Raw genomic sequence first — 22,807 nt, 5'->3', positions numbered from 1 at the left:
TCTTTATAACACCGCAGTCAGCCGCTCCACATCCCGCGTGCGTTCCCTCCATATAGCTTGAGGCAAAGGAAAGCCGTTCGCCCATTTCATCGGCTCCTTTTTTGCACGATTCTATACCATCGGACAGCATACGGGGATTCAAGGAGATTTGTTAAGAAAGGGAATTTTTTTCCGATAGAAATGGTAAGGACAATTGTACAGCACAGGAAGCAAGAAGGGAGGGATTGAAATGGAACTTGAGAAAATCTATGGCAGCGGCGGAGCAGTGCCCGCATCATCTGCGCGGCGCACCCGTGCGAAGGAGGACACCTCCGATGCATTTGCACGGATGCTGCAGAACATGCGCGAGGCAAAGCCCGTCAACAGCTATGGACGTGAGGACCTTGAGGGCGATACCGTCGTCACGCGCGTGCTCGCGGACGGCTCAGTCATCACACAGATCTATAAGGGAACGACGCTGATCTCTGAGACGACGACGCCCGGGACGAACCCCGAGGCGGGCAAGGCACTCATCTCCGAGCGTGTCGAGCAGCTGAAGCTTGACGAGGATGCGGCGCAGAACCCCCTGCTTGACTCGCACGCAGCGCAGGGCGCACAGGGCATCGCAGCACTCATTGGCACTGCGGTATCATCCGACTGATCCATGCAGCTGACCTCCTATCCTATGCGGACGGGAGGTCGCTGTGTCTCTCCCGCCCCACTTCTCTGTTTTCCATCTGTGAAACAATACGCGTTTTGTTACATGGACGTGACAATTCCTTAGAATTTAACTAAAGTTTCTGAATCTACTTAAGAATATCTGCGTCATTCCGATAACAGTGATAGGAGGTTACTATCTCGCAGGGAGCGCGAAAGGAGGGAAGAATATGAAATTCGATAAAATATATGTCGGGCGAGGTATTGCAGCACCGACTCCTGTGCGCCGCACCACGCATCTCGGCGAGGATACGGGCGACACTTTTGCGCGTATCCTGCAGGAAGAACGCGACGCGGCAGAAGCGGAACTCCAAAACCCCGAGAACAGCGAGCCGGATACGATTGTCACGCGTGTGCTCGCGGATGGGTCCGTTGTTACCCGCGCCTACAAGGGAGCGCGTCTCATCTCCGAGACGACGACACACGGCAATCGTCTCACCCCGAGCAAGGCGCTCATCGCGGAGCAGGCGACCTATCTGCCCGGTGCAGCACAGTCCGCCGCTGCAATGCTCGCATCGTTGACACCGCAGGGGGCGGCCGAACGCACGGAACACATCAGCAATACGTTATAACATATAACATTGCCAAAACGACCTCTCACCCAGTGGAATGTGTGAGAGGTCGTTTTGTGTATGGAGGGGCACGGATCAGTCAGATCAGCGCAAGATATCTGCATCTCTGACGTGCCTTTTATCCACTGTATTGCATTAACGATCCCATCATCATCCACAACACGTCGTATCGCATTACCTCACTATACTGTGGAGAGACGACAATGCTGCCGCTCCGATCAATGAATCCCCACTTGCCATCCTTTATGATCGGTGCAATCCCGGCGGAGAAATGCCACGGGAACTCCAGCCCTGCAGGGAGATGAAAGGCAATCTGTCCGGTCTTGTCAATGATGAGGACATCGTCCGCCGCACGGACGCGCGTGAGCCCCTCATGGAAATCGTCTGCTTCATCGTAGGCAGGAGGGATGAGCATGATGCCGTCCCTGCCGACGTAGCCCCACTTCCTGCCGTCGCACACAGCGGCCAGATCATCGCAGAAATAGTGCATCTTGCTGTATTGTGGATGGACGATATAGGTACCACTTCGATCAACGGCACCCCATTGTCCATGCACCTTGACGAGGGCGATGCCGTCCTTGAACATGGTGGTATAGTCGTTCGTGGATGGGATAACCTCCGTGCCGGAGGTATTGATATACCCGCGTCGAGCCCCATCGTCGATGATACTGCCGTCATCTTCATAGAGCGGCGCTCCTGCGGCAAGAGAGAGATAGCTATTCATTGCCAAACCCAAATTGGCCAGTGTACTTTTATCACGGGAATGGAAAACTGCGGCAAGCCCGTCATAGAAGGAGCGGGCGCTGGACCACTGCATTTTGAACGGCATCTTTCCTGCCTTGTCGATGAAGGTGATCTTTTTTCCTTTCATGACCAAGGCATACCCCTCATGAAATTCTTTCGGATGGCCCAGTTTGCGAAACTGCGGCGCGATCACCATCGTACCATTCCTGTCGATAAAGCCCCATTTCTTGTCGATATTGACAGCGGCACGATCCTCGTGGAACGGCTCTGCGCGATCATACGAAGGGGGAATGACCATATTGCCCGTCTCGTCGATGTAGCCGTACGGCTCCCCCTTCTTTCGGATGACAGCGGCACGCCCCTCGGAGAATGGCTCAACGCTGTAGAACATCTCATCCGTCAGGTGGCTCCCGTCGCGGCGGCAGAGATGGTATTGACCATACTCTTCACTGATGCAGAGAATACCGTGGCCCATCGGCTGGATTGACGTGTATGCGGCCGGCAGCAGCAGTTCTCCGCTGAGGTCGTATGCACCGACCTTGCCCTTCGCGTCGCGTACGACGATGATGCCATCCATGAGTGGTTTGATATTCACGTAGGCCGCGGGGACGATCTGCGTTCCATCCGTACGGATGATGCCCAGTCCGCCGTTCTTCTGGACGATGAGATAACCCTCTGCATAGGGGACGATGCTGTCATACACAAGGGGGACGACCTCCGTTCCATCGGCAGTGATGGAACCCCATTTTCTGTTTTTCTATACTTGGAATACGGTACGTGCGGTGTCCGTCATGATGACGGCGGAGGACAGCTCCTCCTGCTGATTTTCTGCCGCCTGTCCAATGCCCGTGCTGAGGAGGAGGGCGGTGCTGAGCGCGGCGATGGCGGTGCACAGGCGTGTCATGTTCATCCGTGTCATTTCGTTCTCCTTTGTCATGGTGCGATAGTTTCCTATTCTGTTCTATTTCGCGGAAAAGACGCGCTTTCCTGCATAGGGCACAGGGGGCTTCTCCAGTTTTTCCTGCGATCCTCCACAGCACTTCACGCATCACTTTTCCATCGGTGCGATGAACGGTGACGGTTGATTCCATCAAAAAAGCACGGCAGATGGCAAGGCCGTGCTTTTTCGTTAGACGAATCTAATCCGTCGATGCTATCATGACGGTCAAAGTGATTCGGTCACAGGCATTCCCTAGGAGGTATGGCGAAAGATGATGACATCGATGTTTGTCCTGATCCTGTTCGGCGTGGTGGCATGCGGCGCAGCCCTGTGGTCGATGTACCGCGGGCTGAGCGGCGGAGCGACCAAAAAATTCCTCCATTTTGAGAACGGACGCCTGACCGTATACTATTACTCCTTCCCGGGGATGCACGAGAAGACATACGCGCTCGATCAGATCCGTGAGGTGCGCTTTACCCATCACTGGGTGCGCAGCCCCGTCTCGCATACGGGCAAGATGCAGATCGTATTGCACGACGGGACGGTGAGCCGGTCATTTTTCTACGACGGGAGCGTCCACATGAAAAAGATGGTGCTCGCCACCTCGCTGGCGCTGATGAGCCTCACCACGAAGGAGCTCGCCGAGGAGTTCCGCCGGCATGGCGTACGCCGCATTATCATCGAGCCGCACCTTCTGGAGTAGGATGGTGCGGCGGAGACAATCAAAAAGCACGGCTTAGCGATAAAGCCGTGCTTTTTTAGCAGGGAGTCTGTGTATTTGAGGAAAGTTGCAATATGGGGACAATCAAATCTCGATCCGCTTATCCGTTGATTTGCTTTAAGATGCGCTGGTCTGCAACGGCATCTGGGAGAAATCGGTAGATGACGATGTAGACGATAAAGGAGACAATCATCGCAAAGACACCGGATGGGAACTCGCCGGGCAGCGTTACGCCATATGAGCAGTAGAGGGCGATTGCGGCACCGATGGCAAAGGACAGGAGGCCTGCCCAACGGATGGCGGGCTGGTACGCCAGTGCTGCAGCATTGTATTTCCGATGACGTCCGGATACGAAGTAATCCGCCAGAATCGGAGATGCGATGGGCGGTCCCATAATGCCGAGCACATTGATGAAGTCTGCGAAGAAGAGCTGATAGAATGCAAGACTGCCGAGAATCGACCCGAGGACACCGATGACAATAACGACCTGCTTGCGCTCCACGTTGAACCCATATGAGCGGAGCACCGGCCCCGTATAGAGTGCATTGCAGTAGAGCTCGCCGTTGTCCGTCGTCCAGAGTGCAGACGTCCATACAATGACGCCCAGGATTGCGACAGGAATGCTGACCCCCAGCATATACATCACGTAGTTGAAATCGCCTGTCTGAACAGCACCGATATAGCCGACAACATTCAGGATTGGATTCGTGAAGATAAAACACGCAGCAGAGCACCACCAAACTGCACTGATATTCTTGTTGAATCGGAACAAATCAGCGCCCATGATCGCACCTACAATCCAGCTGCCAACAACGGCAGTAATGGCGGTTCCCATGCTCATACCGCTCAGCATTCCTGCTTTGGTGAGAAATGGGGATACGCCGCCTGCCTGTGAAATATAGACGAAACCCATGACAATGGCAACAATCATGATGAACGGCGCGAAAATATTGGCGACCTTCTCCATTGCCCCCATTCCGCGGACAGCAGTATAGGTGAAGATGAGACCCCAAATGAAAGTCGAGAGGAACTCCTCAAGCGTGATTTTGGCTACCCCGTGGAATCCGTGGGCACTCGGATCAAAGACGATCACACCGGAAGGATTTCCGATCCATGCGCCCCAGATTTGTCCGATCATGCCGGCAATGCTGGCGAACCAACCGAGTGTCATGATTGCCATCATCGCGAGCGGCAGGGTAGAACCACGCTCGCCATAGCTGAACCGGCAGAGCAGAGACAGATTGTAGCCTGTCTTCTGCGAGGCGATTCCGATGAAGGATGTCAAGAGGAAAAGGAAGCCCATTCCGAGTGCAACGGAGAGAAATGCGGCAAGAGGCGGCAGCCCTGCACCGCCCTGACCTCCAATCTGTCCGCCCACGACAAGACCTGTAACAACGTAGCCAAAACCGATCCAGACCATGACCTGATCTTTTGTTGAATGTCGTTTGTCCATGGGAACGGGTTCCGACATAAACTCCTGATCGTCGGCAGCGTCGTTGCGCAGAGTGCTTTCCTTAATCGAAGGATTTTTTTCCATCACTGTACCTCCTTAGCCTGCCATTGAGAGATATGTGGTCTGGAGAAGGAACATTTCTTCTGGGTGACCCATATCGATAAAATATACGAAAAATATCTTTGTGATATATTTTTCATATTATTTACAGTATATGATACGTAAAAAAGAAACGGATGTCAATAAAAGATCGCTAAACTGTTGGAAGAATTTGCAAGATATATGAGAGATATTTTACACTTGCAAACCCGCCTCAATCCAGGTATACTTGGAAAAGATTCGATTATTCTGAATGCAGCATAAGAAGGTGTGCTATGGGGGTTGAACAAGCCGGAAAATGTTCTATCACATCGTCTGTTTTGGATGCGCTGCGCAAGGAGATTTGCTCCAGTACATACGCGGATGGGCAGTTTATCACAGAAGCCGAAGTATCTCAAAAATATCGGGTCAGCAAGACACCGGCAAGAGAGGCACTTGCCGTTCTATGTCAAGAGAAGCTGCTGAGTAAGATTCCGCGTAAGGGATATATGGTGAAGAAGCTCTCTCTGAAGGAGCTGCGAAAGCTTTATCAATTCCGCAATATCCTGGAACAAGCGGCAGTAGAGCATGCAGTTCGGTACGCTGATGAGGAGGAGATTCGGCAGCTCGATGTGCTGGCTAGTGCGCGGGTGGACACGTCAGATCCGGAGTGGATTCAGGAATATCACCGTGTGAATACAGCATTTCATATTGGCGTTGCCGCAGTGATGCAAAACGAGTATCTCATCGATGTGCTGCGCAATGTGTTGGCGATTCTTCAACGAGATCTGATTGAGGATATGAAATATATCGGTGTTGAAAAGACATTGGAGGCACACAAACTTATCGTAGAGGCAATCCGAAGACGGGACTTGTCGGCGGCTCTTGCGCTCTCTGCGCAGCAGATCAATATTATTGAGCGAAAAGAGCACATGGTATGATAGAAACCGGCTGATGATGAGAGGACGCTCTCGTTACAGTATAGATGACAGCGCACTTCTGTGATGGATGAGCTGTCTGCATGATATGATGTGAGGAGGCAATGTCATGTTGAATGAACTGTGGAGAATGACTGCACATCAGGTAAAAGAAGGGCATTTTAAGAAGGCCGTTCTTGCTGTTGGCGCCTGTGAAGCACATGGACAGCATCTGGCAGAGGGATGCGATACGATCGTTTCCTATAAGCTGGGCAAAGCGATTGCAGATGAATTGGGCGATATGCTGGTACTTCCGCCGATCCCCGTCGGGTACAGCGGACATTATGATTCATTCCCCTTTACGTTGACCCTGCAGTATGATACGGTGACGCAGGTTATCTACGATATTGTGGAGTCGGTACTTCGTAATGGCATAGATACCATTCTTATCATTAACGGACACGATGGCAACATCGCACCGATTGAGGTGGCCTCACGTAAGATCAAGGAAAAATATCCAGGTGCACGCATTGCAGCACTGGATCAGTGGTGGGTTACGGCTGGTGAGCTCCTGCCTAAAGGCACATTCGAGGTCTGGAATGGCCTTGGGCATGCAGGTGAAGGCGAGACCTCAATTGCCTACTATCTGTTCCCCGAATGGTGCGAGCCAGAGCAGGCAACCTGCCGCGTACCGAAGAATCTCCCTGAGCTTATGGGGATCAAGTGGGACTTCTCCGAGCTCACCAACACGGCGCAGACTGGTGATGCGACCAAGGGGACAGCGGAGAAAGGCGAAAAGATGTTCAAGGTGCTGATTGAGTACTGCACGAAGACGATCAAGGCTCTCGATGCGGTAGATTGGCAATTTGAAGCGGATCAAAAGTAGTCGGCATAACGAAACCCCCGTTCACCATTATTGGTGAACGGGGGTTTTACGCATCTCATCTACATACAGCCTGTGGGAAAAGAGAGCCTGTTGTGCTCTTATTTCTTCGTTTGACCGACCAAGAACATGCCCGCGTCCTCGTACTGCGGTGCGATCACCATATTGCCGTTGTGGTCGATGTACCCCCACTTGTCGCCGACCTTGGCGGGCGCAAGCCCTGCGGCGAAGCTGCCGAGCTCCGTCACTGTGCTCGGCGTGAGGAAGGGGACGCGCCCCGTTTTGTCGATGAAGAAGGCTTTTCCGCCCTTGACGACGGCGGCCAGCCCCTCGTGAAAGTCCTGCACGGCATTGTACGTGGGCGCGATGGCAACACTGCCGTCCTTTGTTGCGTAGCCCCACAGTTCCGCCGTATCCTGCACAGCGGCGCGGTCCTCGGAGAAACGGCGCATCATGCGGTAGTTTGCGGGAACGAGATATGCCCCCGTGCGGTCAACGCAGCCCCAGCGGCTCTTTACCTTGACGAGTGCCGTGCCGTCAACGAATGTGCTGTTGTAGTCGTTCTTAATCGAGACGATCATCGTGCCCGTCTTGTCAATGTAGCCGCGCTTCACATTCTCATCGTCGAGCATGAGCGGGTCATAGATGTACTGGCCTGCTGTGCCGGCGACGATGGTGAACACCGCGCCGAGAAAATTCGTCGATTTTACCTTGCGGCGCACCTCGGCGAGCCCGTCATGAAAGGGCAGTGCGCTGTCGTACGGCGCGGCAAAGACCTGCGTGCCCGTCTTGTCGATGTAGGCGAGCCCCTTCTTCCCGCGCACGGCGGCCAGCCCCTCGCTGAATCCTGTGGGGATGTCCCGATACTGCGGCGCGATCACCATCGTGCCCGTCCTGTCGATAAAGCCCCACTTGCCCCCGACCTCGACAGCGGCCAGTCCCTCGGAGAAAATACTCGCCGAGGCGTACTGCGGCGCGATCACCTCTGCGCCCGTCTTGTCGATGAAGCCGACGTGCTTCTTGTCCTCCATGACGCTCGCCAGCCCCTCGGAGAAGATACCCGCATAGGCGTACGACTTCTCCGTCAGGCGGGAGCCGTCCGCGCGGTAAAAGCTCCATCGCTTGTCCACACCCTGCACGAGGGCCGCGCCGTTATGATAGGGGACGATGTCGCGGTGGACGACGGGGAGGATCAGCGTGCCGTCCGTCCCATAGCAGCCCCATTTCTTGTCCGCATCCTGTACGACGATGCGATCCTCTGTCAGCTCCTCGATGTGACGATAGGCGGCGGGGACGACCTGCTTGCCGTCCGCGCGGAGCACGCCCCATTTCTTCCCCTGACGCACGAGGAGATAGCCCTCTGCATAGGGACGTATCTCATCGTACTCAGCCGCGATCACGGCGGCACCCGTCGTCGAGACGGCGCCCCATTTCCCTGCGGTCTTGACGAGGGCGAGCGGTGCCGCATGGACGGCGGCGGACGGCTCCTGCCCGCGGTCGACCAGGATGCCCATCCCCGTGTAGAGCGGGTTGTCGTGGATGGATTCGGCGGCGGCGTGAGGCATCTGTGCCGCGATCAGGCCTGCGGCAGCGAGCGCGGCGATGGCAGTGCGCAGACGCGGCGTCTTCTTCTGTGTCATATTCATTCCCCTTCATTCTTGAAAACTCTCTTATCCTGCTGTTATTCGCGCAGAATCAGTGCTTTTCCTGCCATGAAAATGGATAAAATGAAAATCTTTGTCGCATATAAAACCCCGCACATCATGGGGAGGTGTACGGGGTTTTGTACATTTACATCCGCGCGGTGATCGCGGCGGTCAGGCCGAAGATGATGCCGGGCGCATTCGCAAAGACGAGCGGCCACTCGGGCTTCTTGCGGAAGAGTCCGTAGATGACCCACAGGGTGCAGTTGACGAATGCGACGGACGGCTGGATCCAGTCGCCCGGATGCCCCGACAGATTCCCGATGATCTGCGGGATGTAGGACACATACATACAGATCGAGAGCGCGGATGCGACCGAGCCGAGCGTCGACATCTTGTTCTTGGCGACGGTCTCCCCGACGGCAATCGCGTGTTTTCCGACGGTCTCTCCGGCTTCGATGGCATGCTTTCCAACGGTCTCTCCGACCTTGACGGCATCCGTTCCGACCGTATCTGCGACGGCTTCGGCTGTTTTTCCGACCGTCGCCGCGACCTTGGCGGCGTTCTTTTCGACGGTATCTGCCGCCGCCTGCGCTTTTTTTCCGACGGTCTCTGCGACCGTTTCGGCTTTCTTTTGTTCTTCCATGGCAACCCCCTTTCCCCGTCAGGTGTGTGCAGCACGGCTGCGCGATGTGCTTCTCTCATACCCAGCGTTCTGTTCACTTTAGCACGGCGCGTGAGAAAAAGAAAGGGTTGAACGTCCCGTAAAGTGGGAAGTTCCGTTGGAAATGAATGAGAATTGACCTCGCTTCGGCGTATCGCAGGCTCTTTTTCCTGCCTTGATCACAGGCGTATAAACCTCTGTGCTGCGCAGGCGGTATCAGCAGTTCCCGCGATGGACGCAGCGCAGATGGCGGCGGGCGGCGGCGGCGAGGCGGTCGATGACGGCAAGCGGTGTCGGCGGCAGGTTCATGCGGTGGCGCGGAAAGTAGCGGCTGATGTGGAGCGGGAGGTCGGGTGAGAGCGAGGCAAGCCAGCGTGCCTCCTCGTCCATATCCTCGGCACTGTCGTTCATCTCTGGGACGACGAGGGTTGTCACCTCGACGTGGACGCCCGCGCGGACGGCGTGCGTGATGGTCTCGCGCACGGTCATGAGGTCGCCGCCGAGCCGTCGGTAGAAGTCCTCGCGCCAGCCCTTGAGGTCGATGTTCATCGCGTCGACGTGCGGGAGGAGGCGTGCGAGCGGCTCCGCACAGATCATGCCGTTTGTGACGAGGACGACGGCGAGCCCCGCCGCGTGGAGGAGCGGCGCCGTATCCATGATGTACTCATAGGAGATGAGCGGCTCGTTGTAGGTGAACGCGACGCCGAGACTGCCGTGCGGGGCGGCGCTCAGCTCCTGTGCGAGGGCAGCGAGACGCGCGGGCGATACGTTCTCCGTCGGTATGGCGGCGTCTGCTGCTGCGATGTCCGCGTTCTGGCAGAACGGGCAGGCGAGATTGCACCCATAGCTGCCGACGGAGAGGATCGCGCGGCCGGGGTGGAAGTGATACAGAGGTTTCTTCTCGATGGGGTCGAGCGCGAGCGCGGTCAGGCGTCCGTAGTTCGTTGGACGGATGACGCCGCCGACGTTCGTGCGCGCGCGGCAGAACCCCGTCTCACCCGCACGCAGGCGGCAGGCGTGGGGACAGAGATCGCAGACCGCCGTCACGCGTGACGCTCCGACGTGAACCGCCAGATGCGGATCTCGGCGTCCTCGGGGATGCCACCCTTTTTGCGGGCGGCGCGCAGCTGCTCCTCGGCCGTCTCTGTGCCGGGGGCAGCGGGGAGCATGACGCCCTTGCGCCCGCGCGACTCGGCGATGATGCCGTAGGTTTTCGGGTCGAGCGCATCTGCGCCGTCCACGAGTTCCGGCTCGCTGAGCACATCGACCGTGATGTCGAGCGTGTCCAGTTCCTCCTCCGTCACGGGGGCGACGTGGGTGTCGTTTCGTGCGGCGTGTGCGGCATTGCGCGTGATCTCGTCGGCGATGTTCTTTGCCGACGGCTCGAACGTGCCGTATGTTCCGCGCGGCGCACTGTCCCGCGTGAGCGTCACATAGACCCCCGCGCGCCCCGTCATCTCCTCAGGGAGCTCTGCAGGTACGGGCGGCAGTTTCCCTGTGCGGACGATCGTCTCCACGGCGCGGCGGGCGAGCCGCACGTAGTCGTCCTCTGTCGCGCGGCGTTCCTCGCGGGCGCGCCGCTCCAGCATCTCATATCGCTCCACGAAGCTGCGGCGCGGATCTTCGCGCGTCACCTTGAACGACACGAGCCCATAGCCGACGCCCGTCGTCCCCTGATAGGAGAGCTTTTTGATCTTCAGTGCACGCGCGTCGAGCACGCCTGCCAGCATCCACAGCCCGCGCAGAGCGCACTCCGCCGCCGGCTGATAGATCGCGGGATCCATGCGCAGGAGTTTTAGAAAGTCGCCCTCCTCGAGGTACTTCATGCACGCCTTGTCAAACCGCGGCCCTTCGGGCGCAAAGCCGCGCGGCGCGTCGGGCGTCAGACGGTGGGAGAGGTCACCGCTCGCGAAAAAGACCGCCCGCCGTCCGAGCTCCTCCGCCACGCGGGCGATGCACCGGCCGAACACGTAGTGCTCCTTGGGCGAGAGCCCCGAGATCCCGACGCGCACGAGACGAAAGTCCGTCGTGTGTGTCTCAAGGAAGGAGAGCGGCACCATCACCCCGTGATCGAGCGCGGCACCCCGTCCGCCGACGCCGCCCGCCGCGATCCCCTCGGCGGATGCCGCTTTTGCGAGCTCCTTGGCAAAGGGCTCATCGTAGTCCGCCATGACGCGCAGATCGGGCGCGCCGAACGCGGCGAAGTCCCCCGACGCCATCTCGCCCGGCGCGATGTGGAAATAGTCTGCGTACATCACCGTGTGCGGGCTCGCAACGATCACCGTCGCGGGCGCGAGCTCTGCCGCCTCCTTCATCGCGCGTTCATAAGCGTTAAGTGTCAGTTGGAGCTTTCGCTCCTCGCCCTGCCCGACCTCCGGCAGGAGGAGCGGCGGGTGCGGTACGGCATATGCGGCAACGATGGACATGGAAAGACCTCCTTACGAAATACTACTGTATTTATTCGATGTACAGGAGAAAAGCCCTGCATGATTTCATGGTGTCCTTCGTATACAATGCAGATGAAAATTAAATCTGCCAATCATTTACCAACAACGTTCCAGCGGCATGGCTACTTTTATCGCACGGCGGTGCTGAATTTATCAGTGCTTCCTTCAGGCAGAAGCAGAGGGGGTCAATGCTATGTGTGAACTGATGGAAAAATTTGGTGAGAAGAAGCTGGAAGAGGGGCGTTGTGAGGGAATGCTGGACAGGTCACGCTCGCTGCTCAAGCTGAACGTCCCTGTCGAGGTAATCGAGGCGTCGAGTAGTTTGACGTGTGCGGAGATTCTAGGGAATCGCTGATAGAGAGCCTCTCAGATTGACATGCTTCATGTTATCCGTACCTCTTGTGGATATGGATTCGACAGGAGACATGGAAGCCTCTGCTTCTTTTGATGGTTTTTATGCTATACTAATGATATCGATGGTTTCTCAGTAAGTGGACAGAGAGGATGAGAGAGATGAAAAAGGGATTGATCCTGTTGGCGGTCTTCATGTTCGCCCTGACAGGAATTTCTATGGCAGCGGGCATCAACCAGATCAATCGGGATGGGCACGTTCTGAACTATTCGGACATTGCACTTGGCGGTATTATGGCGGGAACAACGCGCGCGGAGGTCGAGGAGATATATGGTGCGCCGACCACGCGGACAGAGCCGGAGTGGAGTGATGCGCGGAATGACATGATAGATACGTATACCTATGGGACGTCTTTTCGAGTGATGTTTATTGGGGACCGTGCCGAGTTCATCAACACGGATGCGCAGAACGGCATCGCGACGCCGGCAGGCGTGACCGTCGGTGACCCACAGAGCAAGATTTTGCGCATCTACGGCAAACCGTATCGTTACAGCAAAGCAGAAAATGGGAAAGAGACCTTCGTCTACCGTGACCAGTATCACATAGGGCTTGCATTCACCGCCCAAAGGGGCTTTATTACTTCGATTGGAATTGTCGGATCGGAGTGATTCGACCGATGTGTCGACATATGTATGAAAACAGCCTCCTGTATCGATCATGATGCAGAAGGCTGTTTTTCACTCACACCATCCCCCGGAGGGCGGCGATGACGAGGGCGGGGAGGAAATTCGCAACGCGGATGTTCGGCAGGCCGAGGAGATTCGTCCCGATGGCAAAGATGAGGATGTTGCCGACGCAGCTGAGCCCGGCGAGGGCGCTGTCCGTCATGTAGGGGGTGAGCAGCCCCGCGAGGGCGAAGATCACGCCCTGAAAGAGCCCGACGGAGACGGAGGAGAAGATGCAGCCCTTGCCGAGAGTCGCCGTGAGGAGCATGATGATGACGCCGTCGAGGACGCTCTTGGTAAAGAGGACGGACGGGTCGCCGAGCAGGCGGTCGTTGATCGAGCCGATGACCGCCATGGCGCCGATGCAGACCGTGAGCGAGGCGGTGACAAAGCCCTCGATAAACCGTGTGTCGCCCGCGCTGCCCGAGACGCGCTTCAGCCACGCGCCGAACGCGGTCATGCGCACCTCGATGTTCAGCAGCTCGCCGACGAGGCCGCCGACGATGAGGCTCGTGATCATCATGTAGATGCCGCCGAGCGCGAGCTGCCCGTCCGCATTGGCGCTGAGCATCGTGCGCAGCGTGCCGTCGAGCCCGAGGAACATCACGGCGAGCGCACAGGCACGCATCAGCGTCTCCTGTACGCGCTCCGCGATGAAGTGGCCGCAGCCGAGCCCCAGGATGCCCCCGAGCGCGATGGCGGCGACGTTGGCGATGATTCCGATACCGGGGAGCATCGTCCCACCCCTTTTCCCATTTCGTGATGGTATATTCTACTCCATTTCACGGTGGATGTAAAATGAAGATATGTGATGTGACGATCCGTATCAATGGTGGAGGGGGGGGGCAGCGCCTCATCTGGCCGATCCCCCGAAGGGGGGCACGCCCCCTTCGGCTCGCTGCGCTCGCCACTTCCCCGTAGATGGGGAAGCTATTATGCCGTTACTCCCCGAAGCCTCCCCCGTATGACGGGGGAGGGGGACCGCTTGCGGTGGTGGGGGCACACTGATTCCTGTATACATACAGATTCCATAGACATTTAGCACTTTATCATGGTAAAATGTGCGCATATTTTTTTCGGAGGGATCTTGTATGGAATCGTTTCTTCCCGTACTGAATGCGGTGGACTCCTTCCTCTGGGGGGCGCCGCTCATCGTCCTGCTCGTGGGGACAGGCATCATGCTGACGCTGCGTCTCTCGCTGATCCAGGTGCGCCGCCTGCCGCGTGCGCTCGCGCTCATCCTGCGCGCGAAAAACCGCGGAGAGGGCGACGTGTCGAGCTTTAAGGCACTCTGCGTCGCGCTTGCCGCGACCATCGGTACGGGCAATATCGTCGGCGTCGCGACGGCGGTCAAGGTCGGCGGCCCCGGTGCGATTTTCTGGATGTGGATGGCGGCGTTCTTCGGCATGGCGACAAAGTATGCGGAGGGGCTGCTCGCCGTGAAGTATCGTACGACGGATGAGCGCGGCGAGATCGCAGGCGGCCCGATGTACTACATCCGTCACGGCATGGGGGAGAAATATCGCCCGCTCGCAGGATTTTTTGCGTGTGCGGCGGTGCTCGTCGCATTCTTCGGCATCGGGACATTTCCGCAGGTCAACGCCATTGTGGACTCGGCAGAGCTGTCCTTCGGCGTGCCGCGTCTCGTGACGGATATCGCCCTCACGGTGCTGATCGCGGCGATCACCATCGGCGGCCTTCGGAGCATCGCCGAGGTCGCCGCGCGCATCATTCCCTTTATGGCGGTTCTCTACGTGGTGATCAGCGTCGGCATCATCGCGATGCACATCGACGGAATCCCCGCGGCGATCGGCCTGATCCTCGACGGGGCATTCACCGGCACGGCGGCAGCAGGCGGCTTTGCGGGCTCCACGATCATGATGGCGATGCAGAACGGTATCGCACGCGGCGTCTTCTCCAATGAGTCCGGTCTCGGCTCTGCGCCGATTGCAGCGGCGGCGGCAAAGACGAAGGAGCCCGCCGAGCAGGGCCTGATCTCCATGACGGGCACCTTCATCGACACGATCATCATCTGTACCATGACGGGGCTCGTCCTCGTCCTCACAGGAGCATGGCAGAGCGACACGGCGGGCGCGGCGATGACGGGCGCGGCATTCACGGGCGCGTACGGGCACATCGGCGGCGCACTGCTCACCATCTCGCTCGCTCTCTTCGCCTTTACGACCATCCTCGGGTGGAACTACTACGGCGAGCGCGCCATCCTCTACCTCGCGGGCGTGCGTGCGATCCTGCCGTACCGCCTCGTCTTTATCGCGCTCATCGCCTGCGGTGCCTTCCTGAAACTCGAGGCGATCTGGGTCCTCGCCGACATCGTCAACGGCCTCATGGCGATCCCGAACCTCATCGCGCTCATCGCTCTCTCGGGCGTCGTCGTCCACGAGACGCGCCGCTACTTTGAAAAGCTCGAGCGCGGGCGGCGGTTTATGAAGTAAATGTGAATGGGCTGCTGTACGAAGCTGGAAAGCTTTGTGCAGCAGTTTTTTTAAGTATGGATGAAGTTTACAACATCATGAAGGATTTCATTTCATCAGCGCTTGCTAAAAAATGTAAATCGTGCTAATTGACAGAAGAGATAGGCAGGAATATAATGTGACATATAGAATTGACGTATTCAAATTTCTTTCATGAGGTTCTCGTTTGTTCATGGGGAAAGAAGAATGCGTGGAGCGGCTGTTTATTTAATGAGGTGAATGTATGAGAAAATGGAGTATTCTCACCGTCTTGGCGGCGATGCTGTGCACCCTGCTCGCAGCGGGATGCGGCGGCGGTCCGCAGCAGAATGCTGCGAGTGACGGAAAGAACAAGCTGGTCATCTACACGTCGATGAAGGAGTCGCTGATCGGCGGCATCGTCGAAGGGTTTAAGAAGAAGTATCCCGACATCGAGGTCGACTATCAGTCAGCGGGTGCGGGCAAGCTGATGGCAAAGATCGCGGCGGAGAAACAGAGCGGGCACATCCTCGCAGACGTGATCTGGACGAGTGAAGTGCCTGACTTCTATAAGATGAAGGCAGACGGCGTGCTGGAGAACTACAAGCCCACTGTCTTCGATGAGCTCGTGAATCCATTCGATGACTATGACGGCACGTTCACGGCAGCACGTCTCGGAACGCTCGGCATCACCTATAACAAGGACAAGATCTCGACTGCTCCGACGCAGTGGAGTGATCTGACGAAGCCGGAGTTTACGAATGCATTTGGCATCGCTGACCCCGCTCTTTCGGGAACGTCGTATATGAGTATTGCACTCCTGCAGAAGCAGTTTGGCTGGGAGTTCTTTGAAAAACTGGCCGCGAACCAGACCCGTATCGGCAAGGGCGCGGGACAGGTCATTGATGACACCTCCTCGGGCGAGCTCGCCGCATGCTTGGGCGTTGACTACATCACGAACAATAAGGTCAACAAGGGCGCACATGTCGCCCTTGCCTATCCGCCCGAGCTGCTCGTTGTACCGAGCCCCGTGGCGATCTTCAAGGAATCAAACAACATGGATGCGGCCAAGAAGTTCGTCGACTATCTGCTGAGCAGTGAGGCACAGCAGATGATCGCCAACGAGGGAACCGTTCCTGTCCGCAACGATGTCGATATGCCGGAGAAGTTCGGTCTGCCGAAGCCGGCAGAGGCCCTCCAGCGCGCCATTAAGGTGAACTATACGGAGATCCTCCCGCAGAAAGAGGAGACGATCAAGAAGTTCACAGAGATTATCGGTAAGAAGTAGCTGCGAAATCGGTCGTTCCTGTGAGGGCGGTGGAATGAAACAGTTCATTCCGCCGCCCTTTTCAGTATATGGGGATGCACGAAAATATTGTGCGCGGTACCCTGTGCCGTGTGGAGGAGGGCTTTATGGATATTATCCGTGTGGAGGGCGTCAGTAAAAGCTATGGCGATCACCATGTCTTAGCCGATTTGTCACTGACGATACGCAAGGGAGAGTGCTTTACCCTGCTTGGGCCTTCGGGCTGCGGGAAAACAGTGCTGCTTCGCCTGATTGCAGGGTTCGAGTCCCCGGATGCGGGCAGGATCTATCTGGACGATACACTCGTTACCGACCCTGCGGAGCAAGTGGAGATACCGCCGGAGCGCCGCGGCATCGGACTCGTCTTCCAGGACTATGCGGTATGGCCGCACATGACGGTCTTTGACAATGTCGCCTACCCGCTCAAGATCGCGAAGCGTCCGAAGGACGAGATCCGTACGCGTGTGATGGAGATGGTGGAGATCGTCGGGATGAAGGGGCTGGAAAAACGCCTGCCGTCGGAGCTCTCGGGCGGCCAGCAGCAGCGCGTCGCGCTCGCGCGTGCACTTGTCGGCAAGCCCTCGCTCCTACTCCTCGATGAGCCGCTGTCGAATCTGGATGCCAATCTGCGCGAGGAGATGCGCTTTGAGATCAAGGCATTGCAGCAAAAGCTGAATGTCACTGTCCTCTACGTGACGCACGATCAGGAGATCGGGCTCGCGATTTCTGACCGCGTAGCGATCATGGATGAGCACGGCGGCATTCAGCAGATCGGTACGCCGTGGGAGATCTTTGAGCGGGCAGCGAATCCCTTTGTGTTTAACTTCATGGGGATTGCGAACTTCCTTCCGGTACGGCGTGAGCAGGACCTTCTCTTTGTCGGTGACGGCACGCAGCGCATCGATACTGAGCTGCCGGAGGGGGATGCCGATCATTGGGCAGCAGGGTTCCGCCCGTCGGATGTCATGCTTTCTCGTACGGGAGACGGGCTGAGCGGGATCGTGCGCCGCGCGAACTTCCTCGGTGCGACGATGGACTATCTGATCGAGATCGATGGGACGCATCTGCGCACGAGTATTGAGACACATCGTGCCATCAGCGATGATTTGATGTTTCGTGCCGGAGATCCGTGTCGGGTGAAATTCCTCAGCCTGCTCTGGTTTGGTGCGGATCAGCTGAAAGAAGAGGTGGGCAAATGAGTGCTGTGAGTCGTCCCCAGAGCTTTGGTATGGCGCAGGTGATCCTGTTCCTTGCCATTGCCATTCTGGTCATTGTGGTAGCCTTCCCGGTTCTGCTGATTCTCTTCAACGCATTCTGGGTGGACGGATCGTTCAACTTTTCGAGCGCGCTGGATATCCTCAAGGAGCCTGAGACGTATCAGGCACTGCTCAACTCCCTCATCATTGCCTCATGCACCACAGTGGGCAGCACGATCGTCGGGACATTCTTCGCGTGGCTCGTCACACGGACGGATTTACCGCATAAGACCTTCATGAAAGGAATGTTCCTCGTCCCCTTTATGCTGCCGTCCTTTATCGGCGCACTCGCGTGGAAGATGCTGCTCTCGCCGAATGCCGGCTTTATCAATCAATTCTTTATCGATCATTTCGGCTTTTCGGGCCCCATCTTCAATATCTACACCTACTACGGGATCAGCGGCGTGGAGATCATGTACCTTTTCCCGTTTGTCTTCATTCAGGTGTGCGGCGCCCTTGAGCGCATGGATCCGACGCTCGAGGAGTCGGCGCGCATCTCGGGCGCGGGGCTTTTTACGATCACGCGAAAGATCACGATCCCGCTCGTCTTGCCGAGTATTCTCTCGGGGGCGCTTCTCATCATGCTCTATTCGATGGCGCATTTCGGCACGGTGGCCGTCCTCGGCATCGAGAACGGCATCTATAATATCCCGACGCTGATCTATGAGCGCATCCATCAGAGCGGCGGCAGTTTTGATGCGATCCGTACGGGAACAGTGCTCGCTACGGTGCTCGTTGTCACGGCGGCGTTCATCATCTGGCTGCAGCGCAGGATCCTCGGCTCGGGACATTATCAGATCATCGGAGGCAAGAGCTTCCGCCCCATGGAGCTGAAACTGCGCGGGCTGCGCTATCCGCTCCTCATCTTCTGCCTCGCGTATATCGCCTTTACAATCCTGCTGCCGACAGCCGTTATTTTCCTGGTCGGCAGTCTCAAAACCTATGGGCTTTCGTTTGCGCTCAGTAATCTGTCGCTGGATAATTACAAATTCATCCTGTTCGACTACAAGGTCACGCGCGATGCGATCTTCAACAGCGTGACGCTCGGCTTCACGGCGGCAGTCATTACCATGTTTGCCGGCGTCATGATCTCCTATGTCATCGTCAAGATGAAGGTGCGCGGCAAGGGTATTCTCGAGTTCCTCGGGATGCTGCCGTTCTCTGTTCCCGGATCGGTTATTGCGCTCGGTGTGATCCTCGCGTGGAGCGGGCAGTTCGGCATCAACCTCTACAATACGGTGTGGATCATCCTGGTCGCCTACATCGCCCGCTACATGGCGTTTTCTCTCAAGGCAAACTCCGCCGCGCTGGAGCAGGTGCATGACTCGCTCGTCGAGGCGTCGCGTGCCTGCGGGGCGACGATGTGGCAGTCACTGCGCGATGTTGTCCTGCCGCTTGTGCGGCCGGGGATGTTCGCCGCGTTCTTTCTGATCTTCCTGCCCTCACTGCGTGAGCTGACCGTATCGATCATGCTCTATGCACCGACGACGCGCACCATCGGTGTCGCGATCTATACGCTGAACGAGGACGGTGAGACGGTCATGTCGGCGGCACTGGCGGGCATTGCGCTCATCATCATCATCATCGGTCAGACGATCATCAATCATTTCACGAAAAAGGCGGGGGTGTAAGGTATGTCGTATGTGCGTTTAGTGGATGTGACCAAACGATTCGGCGACGTCACCGCCGTCGATCACCTCAATTTTGAGATCGAAAAGGGCTGCTGCTTCTCCATGCTTGGCCCGTCGGGCTGCGGAAAGACAACGACGCTGCGCATGGTGGCAGGATTCGAGGACCTTTCCGAGGGGGAAGTGTGGGTCGGCGACCGCCTGCTCTCCTCACCGAAGAAAAATCACTATTTGCCGCCAGAGAAGCGGAACTTCGGCATGGTGTTTCAGGCATTTGCCGTCTGGCCGCATCTGTCGGTCTATGAGAATGTGGCGTTTCCTCTGCGTATCCGCAAGCTCCCCGAGACGGAGATCCGCCAGCGTACCACCGAGGCACTGAAGGCGACGAATCTCCTGTCGGCAGCGGAAGGAAGCCCGGACTTCCTCTCGGGCGGCGGCAAACAGCGCGTGGCACTCGCCCGAGCCCTTGCGATCAATCCCGATGTCATGCTGCTCGATGAGCCGCTTTCGAGTCTCGACCCGCATCTGCGTGAGGAGATGCGCTTTGAGATCAAAGAGCTGCAGATGAAGTACGGCTTCTCCATCATCTACGTGACACATGATCAGTCGGAGGCAATGGCGCTCTCGGACTACATCCTCGTGATGAAGAATGGCGTCATGCAGCAAATCGATACGCCGCTCAACGTCTATAACCATCCGGCCAATAAATTTGTTTTCAGCTTTATCGGCCTCTCGAACTTCCTGAAGGCATCGTGGCAGGACGGGCGGCCTGTCCTCGAGGGACACCCGCTGGATACTTCCTTCGTGCCGCCGGAGGAGCTGCGCAGTGCAGCTGCGATATCTCTCGCCAGCCGTCCGTCTGAGATCGATTTTGCCCCGACAGAGGCGACGGATGCACTGCACGGCATCGTGACGCGCAAGTCCTATCTCGGTGAGATCATCGACTATCAGATACAGATTGGCAGCCAGTTCCTGCGTGTGCAGAAAGGACGCCGCGAGCAGGGACCCGCCGAGGGCGAGAACTGTGCGGTGCGCCTCCTGCGCCCATTCTGGTACGAGGACTGAGAGGGGCAATCCCTTTCCTCTGTCCATCCGAAAACGATCAATATAACCCACTCTCCTTTTCTCGTCTCACAGCAACTACTCTCGATAGAGGTACATGTGAGACAGGAAAGGAGATTTTTTATGCGAAACTATCTGCCGCGCGTGGACCGGATGGTCGGGACGGGGCTGGTCGTCGTCTACGAGACGCGCCGCTATTTCGAGAAACTCGAGCGCGGGCGGCGGTTTATGAAGTAGGAAAATAGAGGGATCGCTGATAAGATGCAGTCGGTGTTTCTATGAGTAATGGAAAAAGCACCTCTGTACGAAGGAGATAACTTCGTTCAGAGGTGCTTTTGTGAGCTGCAGGAATTATTCCTTTGTCGCGTCAAGTTTTGGCTTTGTAAAGAAGAGAATTAGGACGATGATGGCTGCGCCGAGCAGCATATCGAGCACATACCAGAGCTTCCCGTCCACGACGCCTGTGATGGCGACGACGCCGCCGAACGCGACGATGGAGGTGATGCCGTGGAGCATTCCAATCGCGCCTGCAATGGAGGTGCCGATGGCGCATGCGATCCATGTACGGCGGAAGTCCTTGCCCGCAAAGGGGATAGCACCCTCCGTGATGCCTGCCGACGAGAGGAAAAGGGCGGAGATGCCGAGCTGACGATCTGCCGCATCATAGCGGCTGCGCAGGATAAAGGAGGCAAGTCCCATTCCGAGCGGGGGAATGGCGCAACACATACGGAATACACCGTTTGGTCCGAGGATCCCCTCTGCCATTAGTGCGAGGGTAAATGCTGTTGCCGCCTTGCTGCACGCACCGCCAAAATCTGCTGCTGCGAGGAGCCCGATGCCGATGCCGAGGGCGAATGCGCCAGCACCATTCAGCTGATACATGACGTGGATCATGAACTGAACGAATGCATTCAGTGGGACGGTTAGCAGGTAAATATAGAAGATACCTAGTACGAATGTCGTTACCAGAGGGATGATGAAGGTCGGCATCATGGGCTGCAATACCTCGGGGACGGCGATTTTCTTCATCCAACGGACGAAGTAGCCGACGAGGAAGCCGAGGAAGAGCGCCCCGAGAAAGCCTGTAGCAATATGGGACTCGCCCATAGGGGTGTTGGCGGCGTGGCCGAGGATAAAGCCAGGAGCGATTGCCGCCTTACTGCCGATGGCATAAGCGATGTAGGCGCAGAGCACGGGCACCATCATGGCAAATCCTGCCATGCCGAGATCGTATACATTCTGCCAGAACTGATTGCTCGGAATGATGCGGCCGTCCTCCACCGTGCCTGTGATGAGGGTAAAGGAGAACATCATACCACCGGCGATGATGACCGGCAGGAAGTAGGAGATACCTGTGTTGAAATAGCGGAACAGCTCGGTGCCGAGGCTGGTTTTTTCCTCCGGGGCAGGACTCGCCGCGCGGGTACCCGAGGTATGCGCCTCCTGCGGTGCGCTTGCCGCGACGCTTTCTGCGCGGTCGATCAGTGCGGCGGTCTGCTTGATCGCCTCCGTGGGGCTGACCTCGATCACACGGCCCGCCGCGCGTTTCGCGTCAAACCGATCGGCCATCTCGACACTGACGGCGACGGCGAGGATGACGACATCGGCAGCATCGACTTCCTCTTGGGAGAGCTCGTTGTCGATGCCCATGCCGCCCTGCGTCTCGATCTTGCAGTCGATGCCGCGTTTCTTACACTCCTGCTCAAGTGCTTCCTGCGCCATATAGGTGTGCGCAATGCCTGCGGTGCAGGCAGAAATACCGACGATTTTCATTAGAATGCCCCCTCAATTTCCTGCAGCAGCGCGTATATGTCCTTCGTGGAGTTGGCTGTGGAGAGCTGCGCACGGAACTCATCGTGAATCAGCTTCTTGCTGAGTGCAGCAAGGATCTTCAGGTGCAGATTGTTATCTGCCGTACTGCCGACCTTTGGCACGCCGATGAGGAAGACCATGCGGGCATCCTCGCCCTCCTCTGTCCCCCAGCGTACCGGTGTCTTGAGTCGCGCAAAGGCGACAAACGGTGTACTGACCCCCTCTGATTTCGCGTGCGGCATGGCAACGCCATCGATCGTGTAAGTCGCGAACGATGCTTCCCGTTCCAGCACGTCACGCTCATACTGGTCAGCGTCCCGGACGGCACTGTTTTCCCGATGCGTAAGGTGGTGAATGACCTCGTTTTTGGAGGAGAAGGAGTCCTCCAAAAAAACAAGCTGATTTTCATGAAACATAGAAACGCCTCCTTTTTTGCCTTTCGTTGGTCAGTATATCAG

21 protein-coding genes and 1 pseudogene are annotated in these 22,807 nt (G+C 57.1%); 12 read left to right on the top strand and 10 right to left on the bottom strand.

Features of this window, described 5'->3' with window-relative positions; genetic code table 11:
- Positions 1 to 229 precede the first annotated feature (229 nt).
- Together HMPREF0908_RS06880 and HMPREF0908_RS06875 are read left to right on the top strand one after the other, a co-directional pair.
- Positions 230 to 640, top strand: coding sequence for a hypothetical protein (locus HMPREF0908_RS06880; protein ID WP_006690749.1), 411 nt, complete (start codon positions 230 to 232; stop codon positions 638 to 640).
- 226 nt (positions 641 to 866) lie between these two features.
- Positions 867 to 1,268, top strand: a complete 402-nt coding sequence (locus HMPREF0908_RS06875) for a hypothetical protein (RefSeq protein WP_009753484.1) — start codon at positions 867 to 869, stop codon at positions 1,266 to 1,268.
- A gap of 118 nt (positions 1,269 to 1,386) precedes the next feature.
- Here the strand turns inward: HMPREF0908_RS06875 and HMPREF0908_RS06870 are convergent, their stop codons facing one another.
- Both HMPREF0908_RS06870 and HMPREF0908_RS10855 read right to left on the bottom strand, forming a co-directional pair.
- Entirely contained in the window at positions 1,387 to 2,748 is a 1,362-nt protein-coding gene (locus tag HMPREF0908_RS06870; protein ID WP_083787524.1) for a WG repeat-containing protein, read from the bottom strand.
- 21 nt (positions 2,749 to 2,769) lie between these two features.
- Positions 2,770 to 2,922, bottom strand: a complete 153-nt coding sequence (locus HMPREF0908_RS10855) for a hypothetical protein (RefSeq protein ID WP_211204794.1) — start codon at positions 2,920 to 2,922, stop codon at positions 2,770 to 2,772.
- Positions 2,923 to 3,223: 301 nt separating this feature from the next.
- Between HMPREF0908_RS10855 and HMPREF0908_RS06865 the strand changes: the two genes are divergently transcribed.
- Positions 3,224 to 3,655 (top strand): hypothetical protein, encoded by a 432-nt coding sequence (locus HMPREF0908_RS06865; protein WP_006690745.1) that lies wholly within the window; start codon positions 3,224 to 3,226, stop codon positions 3,653 to 3,655.
- Between the two features lie 118 nt (positions 3,656 to 3,773).
- Here the strand turns inward: HMPREF0908_RS06865 and HMPREF0908_RS06860 are convergent, their stop codons facing one another.
- Positions 3,774 to 5,210 carry a purine-cytosine permease family protein gene (locus tag HMPREF0908_RS06860; protein WP_006690744.1) on the bottom strand — a complete coding sequence of 479 codons (1,437 nt, stop codon included), beginning with the start codon at positions 5,208 to 5,210 and terminating at the stop codon, positions 3,774 to 3,776.
- A 290-nt stretch (positions 5,211 to 5,500) separates the two neighbouring features.
- Here HMPREF0908_RS06860 and HMPREF0908_RS06855 point away from each other — a divergent pair, with 290 nt between their 5' ends.
- Both HMPREF0908_RS06855 and HMPREF0908_RS06850 read left to right on the top strand, forming a co-directional pair.
- A complete protein-coding gene (locus tag HMPREF0908_RS06855; RefSeq protein WP_006690743.1) occupies positions 5,501 to 6,145 on the top strand; it encodes a GntR family transcriptional regulator in 645 nt (214 codons plus the stop codon).
- A gap of 106 nt (positions 6,146 to 6,251) precedes the next feature.
- On the top strand, positions 6,252 to 7,007 hold the full coding sequence (locus tag HMPREF0908_RS06850) for a creatininase family protein (protein ID WP_006690742.1): 756 nt from the start codon (positions 6,252 to 6,254) through the stop codon (positions 7,005 to 7,007).
- A 98-nt stretch (positions 7,008 to 7,105) separates the two neighbouring features.
- On the opposite strand, the gene HMPREF0908_RS06845 is transcribed toward HMPREF0908_RS06850, so the two are convergent.
- The 4 genes from HMPREF0908_RS06845 to amrB all read right to left on the bottom strand — a co-directional run bounded on the left by HMPREF0908_RS06845 (position 7,106) and on the right by amrB (position 11,737).
- A complete protein-coding gene (locus tag HMPREF0908_RS06845) occupies positions 7,106 to 8,644 on the bottom strand; it encodes a WG repeat-containing protein (protein ID WP_245522928.1) in 1,539 nt (512 codons plus the stop codon).
- Positions 8,645 to 8,795: 151 nt separating this feature from the next.
- The gene (locus tag HMPREF0908_RS11290; protein ID WP_006690740.1) at positions 8,796 to 9,293 is read right to left on the bottom strand and encodes a PQ-loop repeat-containing protein; all 498 of its coding nucleotides are present in this window, start codon (positions 9,291 to 9,293) and stop codon (positions 8,796 to 8,798) included.
- A gap of 234 nt (positions 9,294 to 9,527) precedes the next feature.
- Positions 9,528 to 10,358, bottom strand: a complete 831-nt coding sequence (gene amrS, locus HMPREF0908_RS06835) for an AmmeMemoRadiSam system radical SAM enzyme (protein WP_006690739.1) — start codon at positions 10,356 to 10,358, stop codon at positions 9,528 to 9,530.
- Positions 10,355 to 11,737, bottom strand: coding sequence for an AmmeMemoRadiSam system protein B (gene amrB, locus HMPREF0908_RS06830; RefSeq protein ID WP_006690738.1), 1,383 nt, complete (start codon positions 11,735 to 11,737; stop codon positions 10,355 to 10,357). Before amrB ends, amrS begins: the two co-directional genes overlap by 4 nt.
- A 181-nt stretch (positions 11,738 to 11,918) precedes the next feature.
- Between amrB and HMPREF0908_RS10850 the strand changes: the two are divergent.
- Positions 11,919 to 12,113 (top strand): annotated as a pseudogene (locus HMPREF0908_RS10850) (nuclease); the annotation flags it as partial.
- Between the two features lie 158 nt (positions 12,114 to 12,271).
- Complete coding sequence (locus HMPREF0908_RS06825) at positions 12,272 to 12,778, top strand: hypothetical protein (RefSeq protein ID WP_245522927.1); 507 nt, start codon at positions 12,272 to 12,274, stop codon at positions 12,776 to 12,778.
- Positions 12,779 to 12,851: 73 nt separating this feature from the next.
- Here the strand turns inward: HMPREF0908_RS06825 and HMPREF0908_RS06820 are convergent, their stop codons facing one another.
- Entirely contained in the window at positions 12,852 to 13,571 is a 720-nt protein-coding gene (locus HMPREF0908_RS06820) for a DUF554 domain-containing protein (RefSeq protein WP_006690735.1), read from the bottom strand.
- Positions 13,572 to 13,926: 355 nt separating this feature from the next.
- Between HMPREF0908_RS06820 and HMPREF0908_RS06815 the strand changes: the two genes are divergently transcribed.
- The 5 genes from HMPREF0908_RS06815 (at position 13,927) to HMPREF0908_RS06795 (ending at position 20,540) form a co-directional block, all read left to right on the top strand.
- Positions 13,927 to 15,288: an alanine/glycine:cation symporter family protein gene (locus HMPREF0908_RS06815; protein WP_006690734.1), complete on the top strand. Its 1,362-nt coding sequence runs from the start codon at positions 13,927 to 13,929 to the stop codon at positions 15,286 to 15,288.
- 262 nt (positions 15,289 to 15,550) lie between these two features.
- Entirely contained in the window at positions 15,551 to 16,573 is a 1,023-nt protein-coding gene (locus tag HMPREF0908_RS06810; RefSeq protein ID WP_006690732.1) for an ABC transporter substrate-binding protein, read from the top strand.
- Between the two features lie 68 nt (positions 16,574 to 16,641).
- Positions 16,642 to 17,790 (top strand): ABC transporter ATP-binding protein, encoded by a 1,149-nt coding sequence (locus HMPREF0908_RS06805; RefSeq protein ID WP_006690731.1) that lies wholly within the window; start codon positions 16,642 to 16,644, stop codon positions 17,788 to 17,790.
- Positions 17,787 to 19,478 (top strand): ABC transporter permease, encoded by a 1,692-nt coding sequence (locus HMPREF0908_RS06800; protein WP_006690730.1) that lies wholly within the window; start codon positions 17,787 to 17,789, stop codon positions 19,476 to 19,478. The genes HMPREF0908_RS06805 and HMPREF0908_RS06800 overlap by 4 nt, the downstream gene beginning before the upstream one ends.
- Before the next feature lie 3 nt (positions 19,479 to 19,481).
- The gene (locus HMPREF0908_RS06795) at positions 19,482 to 20,540 is read left to right on the top strand and encodes an ABC transporter ATP-binding protein (protein ID WP_006690729.1); all 1,059 of its coding nucleotides are present in this window, start codon (positions 19,482 to 19,484) and stop codon (positions 20,538 to 20,540) included.
- Positions 20,541 to 20,888: 348 nt separating this feature from the next.
- Here HMPREF0908_RS06795 and HMPREF0908_RS06790 read toward each other — a convergent pair whose 3' ends face one another.
- Together HMPREF0908_RS06790 and HMPREF0908_RS06785 are read right to left on the bottom strand one after the other, a co-directional pair.
- Positions 20,889 to 22,310 carry a PTS fructose transporter subunit IIC gene (locus HMPREF0908_RS06790; protein ID WP_006690728.1) on the bottom strand — a complete coding sequence of 474 codons (1,422 nt, stop codon included), beginning with the start codon at positions 22,308 to 22,310 and terminating at the stop codon, positions 20,889 to 20,891.
- Positions 22,310 to 22,765 (bottom strand): PTS sugar transporter subunit IIA, encoded by a 456-nt coding sequence (locus HMPREF0908_RS06785; protein ID WP_006690727.1) that lies wholly within the window; start codon positions 22,763 to 22,765, stop codon positions 22,310 to 22,312. Before HMPREF0908_RS06785 ends, HMPREF0908_RS06790 begins: the two co-directional genes overlap by 1 nt.
- Positions 22,766 to 22,807 lie beyond the last annotated feature (42 nt).

Origin of the sequence: Centipeda flueggei ATCC 43531, from assembly GCF_000160695.1 — a bacterium.
In the GTDB taxonomy this organism is placed as follows: Bacteria; Bacillota; Negativicutes; order Selenomonadales; family Selenomonadaceae; genus Centipeda; species Centipeda flueggei.
Note: the sequence above shows the minus strand (reverse complement) of the source record. Positions and strands in the feature narration are given on the sequence as shown.